The organism is Burkholderia diffusa (assembly GCF_001718315.1).
In the GTDB taxonomy this organism is placed as follows: Bacteria; Pseudomonadota; Gammaproteobacteria; order Burkholderiales; family Burkholderiaceae; genus Burkholderia; species Burkholderia diffusa_B.
In genome coordinates, this window is sequence record NZ_CP013363.1 from 437623 (window position 1) to 455712 (window position 18090).

The 18090-nt window shown below is 66.0% G+C and carries 19 protein-coding genes; 15 read left to right on the top strand and 4 right to left on the bottom strand.

The genetic code is table 11. The features are described from left to right. The first annotated feature begins 231 nt into the window (after window positions 1–231). The 4 genes from WI26_RS17425 to WI26_RS17440 all read left to right on the top strand — a co-directional run bounded on the left by WI26_RS17425 (window position 232) and on the right by WI26_RS17440 (window position 4367). Window positions 232–1767, top strand: a complete 1536-nt coding sequence (locus WI26_RS17425; protein WP_069226654.1) for an amino acid permease — start codon at window positions 232–234, stop codon at window positions 1765–1767. A 263-nt stretch (window positions 1768–2030) separates the two neighbouring features. Then, the gene (locus WI26_RS17430; protein WP_006761486.1) at window positions 2031–2276 is read left to right on the top strand and encodes a DUF3717 domain-containing protein; all 246 of its coding nucleotides are present in this window, start codon (window positions 2031–2033) and stop codon (window positions 2274–2276) included. A 239-nt stretch (window positions 2277–2515) separates the two neighbouring features. Next, window positions 2516–3433 carry a LysR family transcriptional regulator gene (locus WI26_RS17435; protein ID WP_059448822.1) on the top strand — a complete coding sequence of 306 codons (918 nt, stop codon included), beginning with the start codon at window positions 2516–2518 and terminating at the stop codon, window positions 3431–3433. 106 nt (window positions 3434–3539) lie between these two features. After that, entirely contained in the window at window positions 3540–4367 is an 828-nt protein-coding gene (locus tag WI26_RS17440; protein WP_069227767.1) for an alpha/beta fold hydrolase, read from the top strand. Window positions 4368–4419: 52 nt separating this feature from the next. Here WI26_RS17440 and WI26_RS17445 read toward each other — a convergent pair whose 3' ends face one another. Both WI26_RS17445 and WI26_RS17450 read right to left on the bottom strand, forming a co-directional pair. Then, window positions 4420–4773 carry a hypothetical protein gene (locus tag WI26_RS17445; RefSeq protein WP_059466632.1) on the bottom strand — a complete coding sequence of 118 codons (354 nt, stop codon included), beginning with the start codon at window positions 4771–4773 and terminating at the stop codon, window positions 4420–4422. Window positions 4774–5215: 442 nt separating this feature from the next. Then, entirely contained in the window at window positions 5216–5836 is a 621-nt protein-coding gene (locus WI26_RS17450) for a TetR/AcrR family transcriptional regulator (RefSeq protein WP_069226655.1), read from the bottom strand. A gap of 94 nt (window positions 5837–5930) precedes the next feature. Here WI26_RS17450 and WI26_RS17455 point away from each other — a divergent pair, with 94 nt between their 5' ends. Further along, window positions 5931–7172: a glycosyltransferase gene (locus tag WI26_RS17455; RefSeq protein WP_069226656.1), complete on the top strand. Its 1242-nt coding sequence runs from the start codon at window positions 5931–5933 to the stop codon at window positions 7170–7172. Between the two features lie 16 nt (window positions 7173–7188). Here WI26_RS17455 and hutC read toward each other — a convergent pair whose 3' ends face one another. Continuing rightward, on the bottom strand, window positions 7189–7884 hold the full coding sequence (gene hutC / locus WI26_RS17460; RefSeq protein ID WP_059466626.1) for a histidine utilization repressor: 696 nt from the start codon (window positions 7882–7884) through the stop codon (window positions 7189–7191). 481 nt (window positions 7885–8365) lie between these two features. Between hutC and WI26_RS17465 the strand changes: the two genes are divergently transcribed. The 6 genes from WI26_RS17465 (at window position 8366) to WI26_RS17485 (ending at window position 12547) form a co-directional block, all read left to right on the top strand. Further along, window positions 8366–9139 (top strand): ABC transporter substrate-binding protein, encoded by a 774-nt coding sequence (locus WI26_RS17465; RefSeq protein ID WP_059466625.1) that lies wholly within the window; start codon window positions 8366–8368, stop codon window positions 9137–9139. A gap of 175 nt (window positions 9140–9314) precedes the next feature. Next, window positions 9315–10004, top strand: a complete 690-nt coding sequence (locus WI26_RS17470; RefSeq protein WP_059466624.1) for an ABC transporter permease — start codon at window positions 9315–9317, stop codon at window positions 10002–10004. Continuing rightward, on the top strand, window positions 10001–10714 hold the full coding sequence (locus tag WI26_RS17475) for an ABC transporter permease (protein ID WP_059466623.1): 714 nt from the start codon (window positions 10001–10003) through the stop codon (window positions 10712–10714). The genes WI26_RS17470 and WI26_RS17475 overlap by 4 nt, the downstream gene beginning before the upstream one ends. Before the next feature lie 33 nt (window positions 10715–10747). After that, the gene (locus WI26_RS17480) at window positions 10748–11515 is read left to right on the top strand and encodes an ABC transporter ATP-binding protein (protein ID WP_069226657.1); all 768 of its coding nucleotides are present in this window, start codon (window positions 10748–10750) and stop codon (window positions 11513–11515) included. A gap of 358 nt (window positions 11516–11873) precedes the next feature. Then, the gene (locus WI26_RS32745) at window positions 11874–12011 is read left to right on the top strand and encodes an HHHH-motif protein (RefSeq protein ID WP_167359252.1); all 138 of its coding nucleotides are present in this window, start codon (window positions 11874–11876) and stop codon (window positions 12009–12011) included. Window positions 12012–12079: 68 nt separating this feature from the next. Continuing rightward, on the top strand, window positions 12080–12547 hold the full coding sequence (locus tag WI26_RS17485) for a DUF3761 domain-containing protein (protein ID WP_069226658.1): 468 nt from the start codon (window positions 12080–12082) through the stop codon (window positions 12545–12547). A 241-nt stretch (window positions 12548–12788) separates the two neighbouring features. Here the strand turns inward: WI26_RS17485 and WI26_RS33430 are convergent, their stop codons facing one another. Beyond that, complete coding sequence (locus WI26_RS33430; protein WP_420480791.1) at window positions 12789–12998, bottom strand: hypothetical protein; 210 nt, start codon at window positions 12996–12998, stop codon at window positions 12789–12791. Window positions 12999–13257: 259 nt separating this feature from the next. On the opposite strand from WI26_RS33430, the gene WI26_RS17495 reads away from it, so the two are divergent. The 4 genes from WI26_RS17495 to WI26_RS17510 all read left to right on the top strand — a co-directional run bounded on the left by WI26_RS17495 (window position 13258) and on the right by WI26_RS17510 (window position 18003). Then, the gene (locus WI26_RS17495) at window positions 13258–14505 is read left to right on the top strand and encodes a Crp/Fnr family transcriptional regulator (protein WP_069227768.1); all 1248 of its coding nucleotides are present in this window, start codon (window positions 13258–13260) and stop codon (window positions 14503–14505) included. A 25-nt stretch (window positions 14506–14530) separates the two neighbouring features. Further along, entirely contained in the window at window positions 14531–15295 is a 765-nt protein-coding gene (locus WI26_RS17500) for a flagellar motor protein (protein ID WP_059531800.1), read from the top strand. Window positions 15296–15313: 18 nt separating this feature from the next. Next, the gene (locus WI26_RS17505) at window positions 15314–15991 is read left to right on the top strand and encodes an OmpA/MotB family protein (RefSeq protein ID WP_069226660.1); all 678 of its coding nucleotides are present in this window, start codon (window positions 15314–15316) and stop codon (window positions 15989–15991) included. A gap of 149 nt (window positions 15992–16140) precedes the next feature. After that, complete coding sequence (locus WI26_RS17510; protein WP_069226661.1) at window positions 16141–18003, top strand: methyl-accepting chemotaxis protein; 1863 nt, start codon at window positions 16141–16143, stop codon at window positions 18001–18003. Window positions 18004–18090: the final 87 nt, after the last annotated feature.

Here is an 18090-nt window from a genome sequence, read left to right on the forward strand (position 1 = left end):
CCGTCGCCGCATCCAACTTGTTGATTCTGCTGCGTCTGTACGCAATGCCTGGGGCGTTCGGCGCTCAGCTCTCCGCTCGGCGAATCAGGTAGAATCCGCGCTTCGCCGCAGGCGCCCGGCGCACAACGCATATCGGGGCCGCATCGAATGCATCGCAGCAGGCGGCGCGCCGCGCCCCGATCCCGCACGCGCCGGCTCCGGATGCCGGCCCGCTCAACGTTCGTCTCGTTTATGTCCGCAACTCCGAATTCCGACCAACCCGGTTCGTCCGCGAACCCACCCAAGCTTCATCGCGCGCTGAAGGCGCGCCATCTGACGATGATCGCCATCGGCGGCTCGATCGGCACGGGCCTGTTCGTCGCGTCCGGCGCGTCGATCTCGCAGGCCGGCCCCGGCGGCGCGATGGTCGCGTACATGCTGATCGGCCTGATGGTCTACTTCCTGATGACAAGCCTCGGCGAGATGGCCGCGTTCATGCCGGTGTCGGGCTCGTTCGCGACCTATGGCGCGAAATACGTCGACGAGGGTTTCGGCTTCGCGCTCGGCTGGAACTACTGGTACAACTGGGCCGTGACGATCGCGGTCGAACTCGTCGCCGCGCAACTCGTGATGCACTACTGGTTCCCGGACGTGCCGGGCGTCTGGTGGAGCGCCGCGTTCCTCGGCGTGATGTTCCTGCTCAACGCACTGACGGTGCGCGGTTTCGGCGAGGCCGAATACTGGTTCGCGCTGATCAAGGTCGTCACCGTGCTGGCGTTCATCGGCGTCGGCCTGCTGATGATCTTCGGCATTCTGAAAGGCGCGCCGGCCAACGGCTGGGGCAACCTGACGATCGGCGACGCGCCGTTCGCGGGTGGCCTGCCCGCATTGATGGGCGTCGCGATGATCGCGGGCTTCTCGTTCCAGGGCACCGAGCTGATCGGCGTCGCGGCCGGCGAATCGGAGAACCCGCGCACGACGATCCCGCGCGCGGTGCGCCAGGTGTTCTGGCGGATCCTGCTGTTCTACGTGCTGGCGATCTTCGTGATCGGCGTGCTGATTCCCTATACCGATCCGAACCTGCTGAAGAGCGACGTGACCGACATCGGCGTGAGCCCGTTTACGCTCGTGTTCCGCCACGCGGGCCTCGCGTTCGCGGCCGGTGTGATGAACGCGGTGATCCTGACGGCCGTTCTGTCGGCCGGCAACTCGGGCATGTACGCGTCGACGCGGATGCTCTACAACCTCGCGACGGAAGGCCGCGCGCCGAAGCTGTTCGCGAAGCTGTCGGCCGGCGGCGTGCCGCGCAACGCGCTGTACGCGACGACCGCCGTCGGCGCGCTGTGCTTCTTCACCTCGCTGTACGGCGACAAGACTGTGTACCTGTGGCTGCTGAACACGTCGGGGATGACGGGTTTCATCGCGTGGCTCGGCATCGCGATCAGCCATTACCGGTTCCGCAAGGGCTATGTGAAGCAGGGCTACGCAGTCGACCAGCTGCCGTACCAGTCGAAGTGGTTTCCGTTCGGCCCGCTGTTCGCGTTCGTCCTGTGTCTCGTGATCGCGCTCGGCCAGGACTATCAGGCGTTCCTCGCGAACCGGATCGACTGGGCGGGCGTGGCCGCGACCTACGTCGGCATTCCGCTGTTCCTCGTCGTGTGGCTCGGCTACCGGCTTCTGAACAAGAGCCGTTTCGTGCGTTACGAGGACATGGAGATCGCGCCGTGGGTCGCCGCGAATCGCGGCGCGCAGATGCAGCGCGTGGAGAACCGCGAAACCGTGGGCTGATGCCCGCCTGGCACGCGGTCGCGCGATGGCGCAATGAAACGGGAAGCTGCGCGCTTCCCGTTTTTTTTGTCCGCTTTTCCCTGCACGGGGTCAAAGCCGGTTATATTGCCCGACCTTGCCGGGCCACGGCCCGGCTGGCGCGACGAGCGCGACGCGGATCGGGCATCCGGCGCGCGCCACTCGCGGCGGCCGGCGGCGCCCGCCGTTTCCATCGTTCCGCCGCGGCCGGCACGGCCCGCGGAACGCGCAACCCAGAGGAATCCATGAGCGCATCACCCGCCGAGCGGAAGGCCGGACCCGTTTCCATCGTGCGAATCGAAGCCGCGATCAACGCGTGGCGCGAAGTGTATCCGCCGGCACCGGACGGCGAGGACGGCTATGCGCTCGACGCCGGCAGCAACTGCCTGGCCGAGTTGTACGGCGCGATGATCTGCTATCGGCTGCCGGACGTGCCGCTCGACTCGCTGAGCGACGCGCAACGCGACGCGCTGTACGCGACCGAGGCGTGACACACGATCGAGACGCTGCCGCGACGCGGCATCGATGACGAAACGGGAAGCCTGGCGGCTTCCCGTTTTGCTTGGCGTGGTGCCGCCCCGGCGTCCGGCACCGCGCTGCTCGCGCCGGTAGCGACGCGGGCTGAGGTATCGTCATGGCATCGGGATCAGGCGATCGCGGGACGAGCGGCGCGGCATGTGTCCGCGCGGAGCCGAATGAACGTCCGTTGCCGGTCCGGGAGGGTTCGAACATGGAGTTGAGACACCTCCGCTACTTCGTCGCGGTTGCAGAGGAGCGGAATTTCACGCGTGCGGCCGAGCGCCTGCACATCGCGCAGCCGCCGCTCAGCCGGCAGATCCAGCAGCTCGAGGAGGCGCTCGGCGTGCCGCTGTTCGAGCGCAACGCGCGGCCGCTGAAGCTCACCGACGCGGGGCGGTTCTTCTATTCGCACGCGGTGCAACTGCTCGCGCAGACCACCGAACTCGAATCGATGACGAAACGGGTCGGCAAGATCGAGCGCAGCATGTCGGTGGGATTCGTCGGTTCGACGCTTTACGGGATGCTGCCGAAGATCATCCGGCGCTTTCGCAGCGAGTATCCGGCCGTCGAGCTGAGCCTGCACGAGATGTCGACGATGGACCAGATCAAGGCGCTGAAGGAAGGGCGCATCGACGTCGGGTTCGGCCGCATCCGCCATGAGGATCCGAGCGTGCGGCGCGTCGTGCTGCGCGAGGAGCGGATGATCGTCGCGCTGCCGGTCGGTCACGTGCTCGACGGCGCGAAGCCCGTGCTGTCGCTGCACGATCTCGTGAACGACACGCTGATCATTTTTCCGAAGGCCCCACGGCCGAGCTATGCGGACCAGGTGCTCGCCGCCTTTCACGATCGCGCTTTGCAGCCGCGCAAGATCTACGAGACGCGCGAACTGCAGATCGCGCTCGGGCTCGTCGCGATGGGCGAGGGCGTGTCGGTCGTGCCGCACAGCGTGTACGGCCTGAAGCGCGACGATATCAGCTACAAGCCGCTCGACGATCCGAACCTCGTGTCGCCGATCATCATGAGCATGCGGATGCTCGACGAGTCGGAGGACATCCGCGCGATGCAGGCGCTGATCTACCGGCTGTACGACGAGTCGCAGATGGAATATCTGCCGCCACAACCCGAATGAGCGCGCGGACGGCGGGGCTTGCTTGACGCGGCATGCGTCGCCGGGCCACCATCGTCGGCATTCGATGCGGCCCGCGTGTGCGGCCGCCTTCATGCAGACGACACACATGACTGAAATCGTGACCGAGGAGACCTGGGTCGAGACGCCGCAAGGGCGTCTCTTCGCGAAGCGCTGGCACGGCGCGCCGGCGCAGGCATCGGCCGCGCCTGAGCCGGCCGCGCCTACGCCGGCAGCGCCGATCGTGCTGCTGCACGATTCGCTCGGCTGCGTCGAACTATGGCGCGACTTCCCCGCGCAACTCGCGCGCGCCACCCGGCGCGACGTGATCGCTTACGACCGGCTGGGCTTCGGCCGGTCCGATCGTCATCCGGGGCAACTCGGCACGACGTTCGTACGCGACGAGGCCGATCGAGGGTTCCATGCGTTGCTCGAGCGGTTCGGCATCGATGCGTTCGTGGCGTTCGGGCACAGCGTCGGCGGCGGCATGGCGGTCGGATGCGCGGCGGCGTATCCGGCGCGTTGCCGCGCATTGGTGACGGTCTCCGCGCAGGCGTTCGTCGAGGATCGCACGCGCGACGGCATTCGCGAGGCGGAGCAGCAGTTCGACGCGCCCGGCCAGCTCGACCGGCTCGCGCGCTATCACGGCGACAAGGCCGAATGGGTGCTGCGTGCGTGGGTCGATACGTGGCTGTCGCCGGCGTTTCGCGACTGGAGCCTCGACGACGAACTGCCGCGCGTGCGGTGCGCGACGCTCGCGATTCACGGCGAGCAGGACGAATACGGATCTGACGTGCATCCGAAACGGATCGCCGCGCGCGTCGCGGGGCCGTCGTCGTTCCTGCTGCTCGACGGATGCGGACACATGCCGCATCGCGAGCGGACCGACGACGTACTCGCGGCCGTGGCGACGTTCCTGCGCGACGCGCTCGCGTGAACGCCAGGGCGCCGCAGTGCGATGCGACCCGGCGGGCCGAACCCGCCGGCGCTCAGAACGACAGCTGGATCGCGAGGTCGATCGCGAGAATCGCGATCGAGCAGCCGATGCCGAGAACCACGTTCGGCAGCCGGTGTTCGAAGTCGCGATTGTCGCGGCGCATCGCGGCACCGAGCAGGAAGATCGCCTCGACGACGATCTGCAACCCGACGAACAGCAGCATCAGCAGATATTCGTAACCCATCTGCTTGAACGCGGCGAATTGCATCCCGTGATCGCGGATCCATTGGCCGACGCGCAGCAGTTCGTAGACGAACAGCAAGGCGGGAAACAGGTAGCTGATGAAATACGTCGGCGCGGTGGCGTGCCGTAGTTCGAGGTGGAAGTGCTGATGCGTGGTAGCCATCAAGAAGCCCTCCTTGCAACGCATGATTGCGGTCGCGACGGCGGCGCGACGACGTGCGGACTAAGGGATTGCCCGAGGCATCGTGCGCGGTCGTACGGCACCAGCATACTGCTGCGCGGGAAATTTGGCATCCGGTTCGTGCAATCGTTGTAAAAATCCCTCCTCATCGCGCGATACCTTCCACGGTTGGCGCGCGCGCTTTTTCAGCGCGACAGCCCGGGCAAGCATCACGTTCGACGCGATTCTCGCGCGAAACGCGATGTGTTGAACGAACGGATGGAACATCAGCAGGACTACTACAAACGATTCAAGCGCGACTACCCGAGCGCGCGCGATTCGGGCGAAGCGCAGCCAACGCTGTCCGCGCAGATCGTGACGATGCGCGAGGTGATCGATCAGCAGCCGTCGGCGGCTCCGAGCGCTGACGGGCCGCGACGACCGCTCACGCTTTTGCGTGCGCGCCTTCGACGAACAGCTTCGCGACCGACTGGAATTCCCGCTTCAGCATCAACCCCGGCACGGTCAGCCAGCGCAGCATCGCCGCGAGATACAGGTGATGGAACCATGTGGCGAGCTGGTCGGCCGCCAGTGCCGGGTTCAGTTCGCCTGCCTGCTGTCCGGCCGCGATCAGTTGCTCCCACACGGATGCGATGTCGCCGCCGTTGCCTTTCCCGCTTTCCGCTTCCGCCACGCCGATGCTCAGGAATCGATGCCGCAGGTATGCGAGCAGGTACACCGGATGTTGTTCGCACCACGCGGCCGACGCGTCGAGCACGCAGGCGATCCGCGACGCGAAGGTCTTCCGTCGCGCGATGTCGCGCTGCAGATGCGCGAGATCGCGCGCGAGTTCGCTTTCGAGCCAGTGCGCGAGCACGGCCTCCTTCGTCGGAAAGTGGTTGTACAGCGTGCGTTTCGCGACATCGGCCTGCGCGGCGATCTGTTCCATCGTCACGGCATCGTAGCCGTGAGCATCGAACAGGCGTGCGCCGGTGTCGGCGAGATGCGCGAGCATCTGGATGCGCTTGCGTGCGCGGCGGCCCGGATCGTCGGTCGTCGTCGGCATGGTTCGGTATCGACTGAAAGTGTACGAATTGCATTAGTATACGACGTGCATTTTTACGAATCCACTCGCCTGCATCGTGCAGGAGGAGCCACGCATGAAACTCGTCATCGCCACCTACGGAACCGAAGGCGACACGCGCCCGCTCGCGGCGCTCGGCCGCGCGCTGCTGGATGCCGGCCATGAGGTCAGGTTGCTGGCCGACGCCGCGACGCTCGGTTCGGCCGCCGCGCTCGGCGTGCCTTGCGCACCGCTGTCCGGCGACATCCGCGCGGCGATCGCGCCGGATGGCGCGTTGTCCGGCGCGGTGCGTGGGCGCGGCGGTTTCAACGACACGTCGAAGGCGCTCGCGGCGATCGCGAATGCGAACACGGCGTCATGGATGCGCGAAGTCGCGGCCGCATCGGCCGGTTGCGATGCGATCCTGGTGTCGGGGCTGGCGTCATTCGTCGGGCTGTCGATCGCCGAGTATCGCGGCGTGCCGGCGATCGGCACGGGAATGATTCCGATCACGCCGACCGCTGCGTTCGCGTCGCCGTTTCTGCCGCCCGGCAAGGTGCCGCGCTGGCTGAATCGCGCGAGCCACGGGTTCGTGAACGCACTGCTGTGGCATGCGTTCAAGAGGGCGACCAATGCAGCGCGCGCCAGCGTGTGCGGACTGCTGCCGCGCCGGCGCGTATGGACCGATCATCCGATGCTCTACGGTGTGTCGCCCGCGCTGCTGGCCGATCCGGCCGACTGGCCGCCGCATGTGCTGGCATGCGGTCAATGGCGTGTCGACGCGCCGGCGTGGACGCCGCCGCCCGCGCTGTCGAGCTTTCTCGACGCGGGCGATCCGCCCGTGTATATCGGCTTCGGCAGCATGGCCGGGTTCGACCGGGCCGCGATGGTCGACGCGCTGCTGCGTGCGCTCGACGGCCGGCGCGCGCTGTTCCATCCGGGCTGGAGCGGCATCGATGCGTCGATGCTGCCGGCGCATGTGTGCATGATCGGCGAGACGCCGCACGACCGGTTGTTTCCGCGTGTTTCGATGGCGATCCACCACGGCGGATCGGGTACCACGCATTCGGCCGCGCGGGCGGGCATTCCGTCGGTCGTCGTGCCGTTCGCGGGCGATCAGTTTTTCTGGGCGAGCCGGCTGCAACGCCTCGGTGTGGCCGATGCGCCGGTAGCGGGGCGGCGTGTGGACGCTGCGGCGCTAGCACGCGCGATCGCGTTCGCGGCACGCGCCGACACGCAAGCGCGTGCCGTCGAACTCGGTGCGCGGATCGCGCGGGAGGACGGGGTGCGGCTGGCGGTCGGCGCGATCGAGCGCTGGGGGCGCCCCGGCGTGGCCTGAGCGCGTCGGCCCCGCGTCAGAAATGCCCCGTGAACCGGTAGCGGCTGCCCGGATGCCACAAATTGGCCACCGACGCGACCATCCCTTGCGACCACGTGCGCCGATGCAGCAGCAGGCACGGTTCGCGTTCGTCCGTCGTCAGGTGGCGGCGCGTCGCCGCATCGGGCATTGCGGCCTCGATCCGGTATTCGACCCGCTGCAGCGGCGCGACGCGCGTCAGGTACTGGTTCGGCGTCGTTGTCGTGAAGTCCTGCAATGCATATTCGGGCGCGCAGGCCGGATTGACCCAGCGCTCCTCGAGTTGCACGGGCGTGTCGTTCTCGAAGTGCAGCACGCGCGAATGGAAGATCGGGCTGCCGGTGTCGAGCTGCAGCTCGTCGGCGAGTTTCGCATCGGCGACGGCCGCGCCGACCTCCAGCACCTGCGCACGATACGCATGGCCGCGCGCGGCGACTTCATCGGAAATGCTGCGGATCGCGACCAGTGTCGATTCGTATTTCGGCGACGCGACATACGTGCCCGAGCCGCGCGTGCGCGTGAGCACCTGTTCGGCCGTCAGCTCGCGCAGCGCGCGGTTGACCGTCATCCGCGCGACATTGAATTCGCGCGCGAGCTCGTTCTCCGACGGCACCTGGTCGCCTTCCGCCCACTCGCCCGCGTGAATGCGCGCGAGGATGAAGTCCTTGATTTCCTGATAGATCGGTGTGGTCATTGCATTGCTGTTCGAGAGACGGCGGCCGCGTGCCGTCGCAGGCCGGCCTTCGTGCGGTGTCCGGGCGGAGTGTACCGGGTTCGACGCGGGGCAGGCCCGACTGTACGCCCGGGATTCGGGTTATTCCGGCCTGCATCCGGCGCGCCGATCGGAGCCCCGCAGCGGTACCGCGGACCGCGGTCGCCGCGCCGGCTGAAAAGTATAGACAAATGCAGGCGCGGCGACGACGCACCGAACCCGCACAGAAAGCTGGATTCCATCTGCATGTAATCTATAGCGAATTGAAATATAAGGGAAATTCGCTCATGGAAACAATCCACCGACAATTAGAGATAAACACGGATTGCTGGCCGCGACCTGAAAAAGGCAAAGTTGTATGTACAACTTCGGGAGTCACTGAACGAGCGGCTCCCGGGTTGGAAGGGTTCGCGGCGGCGACGCCGACGGGACCCGTGCCCAGTTCGCCTAAGACAGGAACGCCATGAAGAAACTCGCGCTCAGTATTGCCCTCGCCTGCCTCGCGGTCGGTGCTCATGCAAAGGATTGGTCGACGATCCGGTTCGGCGTCGACGCCAGCTATCCGCCGTTCGAATCGAAGGACGCAAGCGGCAAGGTCGTCGGCTTCGACGTCGATCTCGGCAACGAGATCTGCGCGCGGTTGAAGGCCAAATGTGTGTGGATCGAGAACGACTTCGACGGGATGATCCCGGCCCTGAAGGCGAAGAAGTTCGACGGCGTGCTGTCGTCGATGTCGATGACGCCGGCGCGCGCCGAGCAGATCGCGTTCTCCGACAAGCTGTTCAACACGCCGACGCGCCTGGTCGCGAAGAAAGGCGCGAACCTGCAGCCGACGGCCGAATCGCTGAAGGGCAAGTCGGTCGGCGTCGAGCAGGGCACGATCCAGGAAACCTACGCGAAGACGTACTGGGCGCCGAAGGGCGTGCAGGTCGTGCCTTACCAGAACCAGGACGGCGTGTACCAGGACCTGATGTCGGGCCGCCTCGATGCCGCGCTGCAGGACGCGGTGCAGGCCGACCTCGGCTTCCTGAAGACGCCGCGCGGCGCGAGCTTCGAATTCGCCGGCAAGGACATCGACGATCCGAAGACGCTCGGCAACGGCGCCGGCATCGGGCTGCGCAAGGACGACGCCGACCTGAAGGCGAAAATCGACCACGCGATCGCCGACATGATCAAGGACGGCACGTACAAGAAGCTCGAGAAGAAGTACTTCGCATTCGACGTCTACGGCGGCTGATCGTCCATGCGGCGCGCGTCGGCTGTGGCGCGCGCCGCGTCGGTTGCCGCGTGCAACCCGCTTCGCATCATGCGTCCGGCTTGATGAGCAAGTCGCATCAGGTAGTGCGCAGATATCGTTTGATGCGCGGTTAATGGCTATTGACAATCCAGCCACTTCGTTCTGGATCCCTTATATGATCTTCCAAGGATTTGGCCCGCTGTTGTGGGCCGGCACGGTCGAGACCGTGAAGCTCGCGGTGCTGTCGCTCGCCGCGTCGCTGATACTGGGCCTCGCGGGCGCGGGCGCGAAGCTGTCGACGAACCGCGTGCTCAAGTCGGTCGGCACGTTCTATACGACGCTGATCCGCGCGGTGCCCGATCTCGTGCTGATGCTGCTGCTGTTCTACGGGATCCAGATCCTGCTGAACAATGCGACCGACCTGCTCGGCTGGGACCAGATCGACATCGACCCGTTCGTGGCCGGCGTCGTGACGCTCGGCTTCATCTACGGCGCGTACTTCACCGAAACGTTCCGCGGCGCGTTCCTCGCGGTGCCGCGCGGCCAGCTCGAAGCGGGCTTTGCATACGGGATGAGCGGCTGGCGCGTATTTCACCGGATCCTGTTTCCTCAGATGATGCGCTTCGCGCTGCCGGGCATCGGCAACAACTGGCAGGTGCTCGTGAAAGCCACCGCGCTCGTGTCGATCATCGGCCTCGCCGATGTCGTGAAGGCGTCGCAGGACGCCGGCAAGAGCACGCTCGATTTCTTCTTCTTCACGCTCGCGGCCGGTGCGATCTATCTCGCGATCACGACGGTATCGAACGTCGTGCTGCACCACCTCGAGAAGCGTTATTCCGCCGGCGTCCGGAGGCTTGCACTGTGATCGAACTCGTCAGCCAGTACTGGCAAAGCTATCTCTATACCGACGGCTACCGCTTCAGCGGCCTGGCGATCACGCTGTGGCTGCTGGTCGTGTCGATCGCGCTGGGTTTCGCGCTGGCCGTGCCGCTCGCGATCGCACGCGCGTCGTCGAACCGCTGGATTTCCGGCCCGGTGTGGCTCTATACGTACGTGTTCCGCGGTACGCCGCTCTACGTGCAGCTGCTGATGTGCTACACCGGCATCTACAGCCTGCAGGTCGTGCACAACCACGTGTTGCTCGACACGTTCTTCCGCAACGCGATGAACTGCACGCTGCTCGCGTTCGTGCTGAACGAATGCGCGTATGCGACGGAAATCTTCGCGGGCGCGATCAAGGCGACGTCGGCCGGCGAGATCGAGGCCGGGATGGCCTACGGGATGTCGCGCTTCAAGCTCTATACGCGCATCATCCTGCCGTCCGCGCTGCGCCGCTCGCTGCCGAGCTACAGCAACGAAGTAATCTTGATGCTGCACGCGACGACGCTTGCGTTCACCGCGACCGTGCCCGACATCCTGAAGGTCACGCGCGACGTCAATTCCGCCACGTACATGTCGTTCCAGGCTTACGGCATCGCCGCCGTGCTGTACGCCATCGTCGTGTTCGCGCTCATCTGGGCGTTCCGCAAGCTGGAGACGCGCTGGCTCGCGTATCTGTCGCCGCGCGGCCATTAACGCATTCGCAAGATTCGCAAGGAAGGACCAAGCATGTACAAGCTCACCGTTGACAACCTGCACAAGAAATTCGGCGACAACGAGGTGTTGAAGGGCGTGTCGATGAAGGCGAAGGCCGGCGACGTGATCAGCATCATCGGCTCGAGCGGCTCCGGCAAGAGCACGTTCCTGCGCTGCATCAACTTCCTCGAGCAGCCGTGCTCGGGGCAGATCACGATTGGCAGCGAGCCGATCGAGACCACGCGCGACCGCAACGGCTCGCTGCGTGTGGCCGACCAGAAGCAGCTGCAGCGCATGCGCACGAAACTGTCGATGGTGTTCCAGCACTTCAACCTGTGGGCGCACATGACGGTGCTCGAGAACGTGATCGAGGCGCCGATGGCCGTGCTCGGGATCGGCAAGGAAGAGGCCGTCGCGCGAGCGCGCAAGTATCTGGAGAAGGTCGGCCTCGCGCCCCGTGTCGAAGGCATGTATCCGTCTCACCTGTCGGGTGGCCAGCAGCAGCGCGTCGCGATCGCACGTGCGCTCGCGATGGAGCCGGAGGTGATGCTGTTCGACGAACCGACGTCGGCGCTCGACCCGGAACTCGTCGGCGAAGTGCTGAAGGTGATGCAGAAGCTGGCCGAGGAAGGCCGCACGATGATCGTCGTCACGCACGAGATGGGCTTCGCACGCAACGTGTCGAACCACGTGATCTTCCTGCACCAGGGGAAGATCGAGGAGGAGGGCGATCCGCGGGAGATTCTCGTCAACCCGAAGAGCGAGCGGCTCGGGCAGTTCCTGTCGGGGCGGCTCAAATGAGCGGCGCCGACAGGCGTTCGTCACGAGGCCGAGTTTCCCATCGTCATCGTGCCGAAAGGCTCGGCACGCCTCCGTGGTTTCGGACGTGATGCCGTGCCTCCAAAAGACCGCCTTCGTGAAGGCGGTTTTTTATTGGCCTCGTTCAGGCGCCTCGTTCTGCTTCGGTCATTCGAGGTCCGAATCGTTTGTCGCGTAAGGAAATCGAAAAAATGGATGGCGGTTTGTCAGCCGCGCGTGATGTTTCGTTACACGGTGTCAAAGATGGTCAATTCGCGACAGGTGCGGTGCACGGCGCGTCGGCGTGCCGCGTTAAGGGGATAACAGCCGGACCACCGGCTGCCCTACCCAGGAGAATGTCATGACCCGCATCGCGAAGATCCTGACCGTGACGGCCGTCGCCTGCGCTGCTCTCGTACCGGCGCTGGCCGAAGCCCATTCGCACCGCGTGTGCCATTTCGATCACCACCATCACCGCGTGTGTCGCTGGGTCCGTTGACCCGCGGCACGGTATTCCCGGCATCGCGTCGGGACGTTTTTCCCATTCAGGCAAATCAGGAGAGGAATATGAAAAAGACGATGTTGATCGCCGCGCTCGTCGCGGGCATGGGCATGTCGATCGGTGCGTTTGCACAGGTTCCGGCCAGCGCGCCGGCCGGCACGACCGGGCTGTGCAAGGACGGCTCCTTCTACTCGGGCGCGTCGAAGAAGGGCGCATGCGCCGGCCACAAGGGCGTGAAGACGTGGTACGGCGCATCGTCGGCAGCCGCGGCCAGCGCACCGGCTGCAGCCCCCGCGACCGCGGCTTCCGCTTCCGCAGCATCGGGTGCGGCACCGGCGAAGAGCGCGCCCGCGACGACCGCGGCAGCGGCGCCGGGCGGCGGCGCGGGCAAGGTGTGGGTCAACGACAGCACGAAGGTCTACCACTGCTCGACCGACAAGTACTACGGCAAGACGAAGCACGGCAGCTACATGTCGGAAGCCGATGCGAAGGCGAAGGGGTTCCACGCGGCGCACGGCAAGGCCTGCTCGTAACGCGAGGCGTGCGCGAGTGTTGCCGCTCGCGCCCCGTGCGGCATCGCGCCCCGCCACCCGTGCGGGGCGATTCGTTTGGAGCGCCGGTGTTGCTGTGCCGATCGCTGCCATACCGCGCGTGCATCGGGCAACGACCATGACGTCACGTCGCGCGCGCCGCGCACATCGCCTTCCGTATCGGCGGTGCGATTCTACGGTTCGTTTTCGTGGATCGTCGCACGCACGATCGAATGGATCCGGGTCAACCACCTGCTGCCGTTGAACGAACCGTAGCGGCCCACACCCGTCTGCATGTGGTGCGTTTCAGGTATGGCGGCAATCTCGAACACGGTGTCTGCCCGGCCACCGTCTGGCCCACGGCGCAGTACGTCAACGCGCGGCGCGCGAACGCGTATCGCCCGAACACCTTCTCGAACATTTCCAGATACAACGCCGCGGTGAGATCGGCCATCGCGAAGTGTCGTCGTGGAAGCGGCGTAACGTGCCGATTTTCGAGTCGCCATCGTTCGCATGCTCGGGGTTGAGATCAACAAAAGAGGCGGCTGCGCAATACGCAAACGTTTCACATCGATTTTCGCTGAAAACGAGAACGAATTCCCTAAAGGATGCCGGTGCCGATGACGTTAATCGGGCACGGGGACGACTGTCGATCGCATGCATGCGACATGCGACGCGCAGTCCGCAACAACCAGCGCAGCAGGGGAACCAACTTGAACCGTCAGCAATCGTGGACGCGCACGGCCGCGCCCGGCGAGATCATCTACTCGGAGGGCTTCGCCGGCGAGCCCGTCATCTTTCTGATCGCCGACGGCAAGGTCGAGCTGTCGACGCGCTGCGAGGACAAGCGCGTCGTCGTCGCGACGCTCGGACGCGGCGAGTTCTTCGGCGAATCCGCGCTGCTCGCATCCGAACCGCGCGCGCATACGGCAAAGGCGCTGTCGTTCTGCCAGCTCACGGTCGTGCCGGCCGAGCTGCTCGACGCGGAAATCGAGCACTTGTCCGCGCTGCTCCGTCATGTCGTGCGCACGATGATCCGGCGCGTGAAGCGCAAGGACGACCAGCTCGCGACCTATACGCACGCCGACTTCATGCCGGGCGTGCTGTCGTATGCGCATGTGCTGTCGCTGATGGCGGGTGCCGACACGCGCGGATCGGACGACGCGTGGTCGCGGCGGCCGATGCAGGCGCAGGCGGCCCAGGCGTCGGTGCCGCTCGCGGACGTGATTCGCCGCTGCCGCGCGATCGCCGGCCATTCGCGCCCGCACGTGCTTGCGATGCTGCGCCGCATGGAGAAGCTCAATCTCGTCACGATCGAAGCCGCGCAGGCCGACCATGCCGGCGGCACGACCGATTACACGGCGTCATCGGATGCGCGCCAGGTCGTCACGTTCGATGCCGCGCGCGTGATCGATCGCGCGCAGCAGGTTGCCGATCACGATCTCGACCTGTCGATCAACAGCGAGCTTGAACTGATCGAGCTGGCCGATCTCGAAGCGCTGATCGGCGTCGACCGGAAGCTGCTGCTCAACAAGCTGTCGCACGGCGAGATCGCCGATGAAGTCTTCGCGTTCCGCAAGTCGAAAGTGCTCGGTTACGTCGAGCAGAAGGGTGTCGCGTATTTCTCGCGTCGCAGCCCGCGCGCCGGCGACGACGTGCGCGCGCTCGAGGATATCGTGTGGGTCGACCAGCGCACGCTGTTCGACGTGATCAGCGCATTCGATACGTACGATCTCGCGAAGCTGATCGCGAGCCTCGACGATCGCGCGGTGGCCGACAAGCTGTTCTCCGTGATGACGGAAACGCGGCGCAACGAGGTGTCGTGGGTGATGCGCCGTGAGCTGAAGCTCGACCCGATCGAGATCGAGGAGATCGAACGGCGCGTGCTCGATGCCGTGCGCGCGGCCAAGGCGCCGGCGGCGGGCGCGGCGCCCATGCCGCTGGCGTCATCCGACGCGTGACGCACGGACCCGACCGGAGACACATATGGACCTGTTGACCCTGGCCGGCGTGCTGCTCGGCGGCGCGGCCATCGTGTTCGGCTTCGCACTGGAAGGCGGACATTTCTCGACGCTGTTCCAGTTCGAGGCGCTCGTGATCGTGCTCGGCGGTACGCTCGGCGCGGTGATGATCCAGAACACGTGGGCGCGGTTCTTCGATGCGGTGAAACAGTTGCGGCTCGCGTTCGTGCGTGCGCAGGAAGTCGACCGCAAGCATCTGACCGACCTGCTGGAGTGGGGCGATCGCGCGAAACTCGACGGGTTGCTCGCGTTCGAATCGATGGACGTGAGCGGCATTCATCCGTTCGCGCGGCGCGGGCTCGAACTGCTCGCGAACGGCGTGTCGACTGCCGTGCTCGAGGACGCGCTGCATCGCGAGCTCGATGCATACGAGCGCAGCCGGCTCGCGGCCGCGCGCGTGTGGCAGCAGGCCGGCGGCTATGCGCCGACGTTCGGCATTCTCGGCTCGGTGCTCGGGCTTGTCCAGGTGACAAGTCACATTCTCGAACCGGCGCAGCTGGGGCCGGGCATCGCGGTCGCATTCATCGCGACGCTCTATGGCCTCGCGTTCGCGAATCTCGTGTTTCTGCCGCTATACGGGAAGCTGCGCGCGCAGATCGACAGCGAGCTGCGTTTCCGCAAGCTCTATCTCGACGGCCTGCTCGCGATCTCGCGCAAGGAGTCGCCGCATACGATCGAGACGCGGCTGACCGGCGACGTGCGCGGCCGCGCGGCGGAGTCCCTCGCATGACGCACCGGGAGCTTCGACATGACCGCTCGAACTGACGGCGCGCGGGCGGCCTCGGCCGCCGCCGATCGCGACGACGAAGCCGAAGGCACGCAGTCCGGACGCTGGCTGATTTCCTACGCGGATCTCATCACGACGCTGATGGTGCTGTTTCTCGCGCTGTACGTGCTGCAGCTCGCGAAATACAACGCGCTCGATGCGCGCTATCAGACGCTCGCACGGCACGACAACGGAACCGCAAGCGCGCCCGACGCAGCAATGCCCGAGCGTGCGCCCGCATGGCTGGCATCGCTCGACGCGCTGAAATCGAACGGCCGCATCTCGCTCGTGCGCGCGCCGCATGGGATCGAGATCGGCATCGACGCGAAGGTTCTGTTCAACGTCGGCGATGCACGTTTGCTGCCTGCTGCGACGCCGGTGCTGAACCAGATCGCGCAGGCGCTCAGCGAGCATGCGACCGGCGACATTCTCGTCGAAGGGCACACCGACAGCGTGCCGATCGCGAATGCGAAATACGAGTCGAACTGGGAGCTGTCGTCCGCGCGGGCGGGCAGCGTCGTGCGCTATCTGGCCGATCGCGGCGTTGCGCCGCACAGGCTCGCCGCGATCGGGCGGGCCGATACGCAGCCGCTCGTCGCGGGCGACGATGCGGCCGCGCGGGCGCGCAACCGGCGCGTGACGATCTTCGTCGCGTATTGAGCGTGCGATTGTCGAGCGCCGCGCGGCGGTTACCCGCCAACGACATATCCGATCTCGCATGACGAACATGTGAACCGCGCGATGCGATTCCGCGCGCGCCTGCCGATAACCCAAGCTGGCTCAGACCGAGCGGTTATCGAGGGTTCCTCATGCATTTCTGGCGCAAGCTGTCCATTCAGAACAAGCTGATTCTCAGCATGACGAGCTGCCTGCTCGTGTTCGTCGCGATCTCGAGCGGGTTGAGTGTTCGTCTGATCGGCAACGCCGTGCGCGATCGCGTCGTCCGCGAAGAGCTGCCGACGGCCGTGAACGGCATTCGCGCCGACGTGCAGCGGCAGATGGCCGGGCCGATCGCCGTATCGCGCGTCCTCGCGCGCGATGCGTTCCTGCTGCAATGGGAAGCCGACGGCGAGCCCGACGCCGGCACGCGCAACTGGATCCAGCTGGCGAGGAACGTGAAGGACGAGCAGAAGGCGGCGTCCGTGCAATGGGTGTCGGTGAAGAGCGGCAACTACTACAACGAAGCCGGCCTGCAGCGGAAGGTCACCGACAAGGATCAGTGGCTGACGACTTTCCTCGCGTCTCGAAAGGCCTACGACGTGAACATGGATCGCGAGGTCACGGCCGGCGGCTATATGATGTTCATCAACAGCCGTGTGGAACTCGACGGCGCGCCGGTCGGCGCGACCGGCATGAGCCTGTCCGTCGATGCGCTCGCGAAAGGGATCGCCGCGTACCGGATCGGCGATACGGGATTCGCGTACCTCGTGCGGCCGGACGGCGCGATCATGATGCATCGCGATACGTCGCTAATCGACGGCAAGCACTATCTGAAGGACGAACCGGGGCTGCCCGGTGATGCTTCGTCGACGCTGCTGGCCGGCAAGCCGTATGCGTACCTGAGCTACGACGGCGACGGCGGCGCGCGCTTCATCGCGACGTCGTTCATTCCGGAGCTGAATGCGTACGTGGTCGTCGAAGTGCCGCAGGCCGAGCTGCTCGGCCCGGTGACGCGTGCGATTCGCAGCGCGGCGCTGGTCGCCGCGATCGCGGGCCTTGGCGTCGCGCTGGTCGTGATCTGGCTGGTCGGGCGCGCGATCGCCGCGCCGATTCGCCGTGCGGCGACGCTGCTGTCGGAGATCGCGAGCGGCCAGGGCGACCTGACGCGCCGGATGACGGTCGAGAGCGCGGACGAGATCGGCCAGCTTGCGGACGCGTTCAACCGCTTCGTGTCGTCGTTGTCGACGCTCGTGCATCGGATTCGTGCGGCGTCCGCGTCGATCGCGACCGGATCCGCGCAGATCGCGTCGGGCAATGCGGACCTCAGCGAGCGGACCGAAGGGCAGTCGAGCAACCTCGAGCGGACCGCTTCGTCGATGGAGGAAATCACGGCGGTCGTGCGCAACAACACCGAAACCGCGACGACGGCCGCGAAGCTGATCACCGGCGCATCCGATACGGCGACGCGCGGCGGGCACGTCGTGGGCGAAGTGGTGACGACGATGGAGCAGATCAGCGACGCGTCGCAGCGCATCGCCGAGATCATCGTGATGATCGACAGCATCTCGTTCCAGACGAACATCCTCGCGCTGAATGCAGCGGTCGAAGCCGCACGCGCCGGCGAGCAGGGCCGCGGGTTCGCGGTCGTTGCGTCGGAAGTGCGCAACCTCGCGCAGCGCAGCGCGCAGGCGGCGAAGGAGATCAAGGCGCTGATCGAGCACAGCGCGGGGACGGTGAATGCCGGGTCGCGGCTCGTCAGCGAGGCCGGGACGGTGATGCGCGATGTCGTATCGCAGGTGCAGGGCGTCAGCGCGATGATGAGCGAAATCGCCGAGGCGAGCCTGGAACAGAGCGCCGGCATCGACCAGATCGGCGACGCGGTGCAGTCGCTCGATCAGATGACGCAGCAGAATGCGGCGCTGGTGGAGGAAAGCGCGGCGGCAGCGGAAAGCCTGCGGCAGCAGGCGGAGGAACTGACGCGACTCGTATCGGCGTTCAAGGTGGATGAATGAAGCGCGCGCGCGACGTTAGAATGATGCGCTTCCGAGGACGCCGGCCGTGGGATCATGGCGGGACGTTTTCGCTGTCGGCGCGGGATT

Coding starts and splice junctions, on each gene's coding strand:
- WI26_RS17465 (WP_059466625.1), top strand. CDS start 8,366: ATGAAGAAACTCGCGCTCAGTATTGCCCTCGCCTGCCTCGCGGTCGGT.
- WI26_RS17510 (WP_069226661.1), top strand. CDS start 16,141: ATGCATTTCTGGCGCAAGCTGTCCATTCAGAACAAGCTGATTCTCAGC.
- hutC (WP_059466626.1), bottom strand. CDS start 7,884: ATGACCACACCGATCTATCAGGAAATCAAGGACTTCATCCTCGCGCGC.
- WI26_RS17500 (WP_059531800.1), top strand. CDS start 14,531: ATGGACCTGTTGACCCTGGCCGGCGTGCTGCTCGGCGGCGCGGCCATC.
- WI26_RS17445 (WP_059466632.1), bottom strand. CDS start 4,773: ATGGCTACCACGCATCAGCACTTCCACCTCGAACTACGGCACGCCACC.
- WI26_RS17435 (WP_059448822.1), top strand. CDS start 2,516: ATGGAGTTGAGACACCTCCGCTACTTCGTCGCGGTTGCAGAGGAGCGG.
- WI26_RS17485 (WP_069226658.1), top strand. CDS start 12,080: ATGAAAAAGACGATGTTGATCGCCGCGCTCGTCGCGGGCATGGGCATG.
- WI26_RS17430 (WP_006761486.1), top strand. CDS start 2,031: ATGAGCGCATCACCCGCCGAGCGGAAGGCCGGACCCGTTTCCATCGTG.
- WI26_RS33430 (WP_420480791.1), bottom strand. CDS start 12,998: ATGGCCGATCTCACCGCGGCGTTGTATCTGGAAATGTTCGAGAAGGTG.
- WI26_RS32745 (WP_167359252.1), top strand. CDS start 11,874: ATGACCCGCATCGCGAAGATCCTGACCGTGACGGCCGTCGCCTGCGCT.
- WI26_RS17505 (WP_069226660.1), top strand. CDS start 15,314: ATGACCGCTCGAACTGACGGCGCGCGGGCGGCCTCGGCCGCCGCCGAT.
- WI26_RS17440 (WP_069227767.1), top strand. CDS start 3,540: ATGACTGAAATCGTGACCGAGGAGACCTGGGTCGAGACGCCGCAAGGG.
- WI26_RS17450 (WP_069226655.1), bottom strand. CDS start 5,836: ATGCCGACGACGACCGACGATCCGGGCCGCCGCGCACGCAAGCGCATC.
- WI26_RS17470 (WP_059466624.1), top strand. CDS start 9,315: ATGATCTTCCAAGGATTTGGCCCGCTGTTGTGGGCCGGCACGGTCGAG.
- WI26_RS17480 (WP_069226657.1), top strand. CDS start 10,748: ATGTACAAGCTCACCGTTGACAACCTGCACAAGAAATTCGGCGACAAC.
- WI26_RS17455 (WP_069226656.1), top strand. CDS start 5,931: ATGAAACTCGTCATCGCCACCTACGGAACCGAAGGCGACACGCGCCCG.
- WI26_RS17425 (WP_069226654.1), top strand. CDS start 232: ATGTCCGCAACTCCGAATTCCGACCAACCCGGTTCGTCCGCGAACCCA.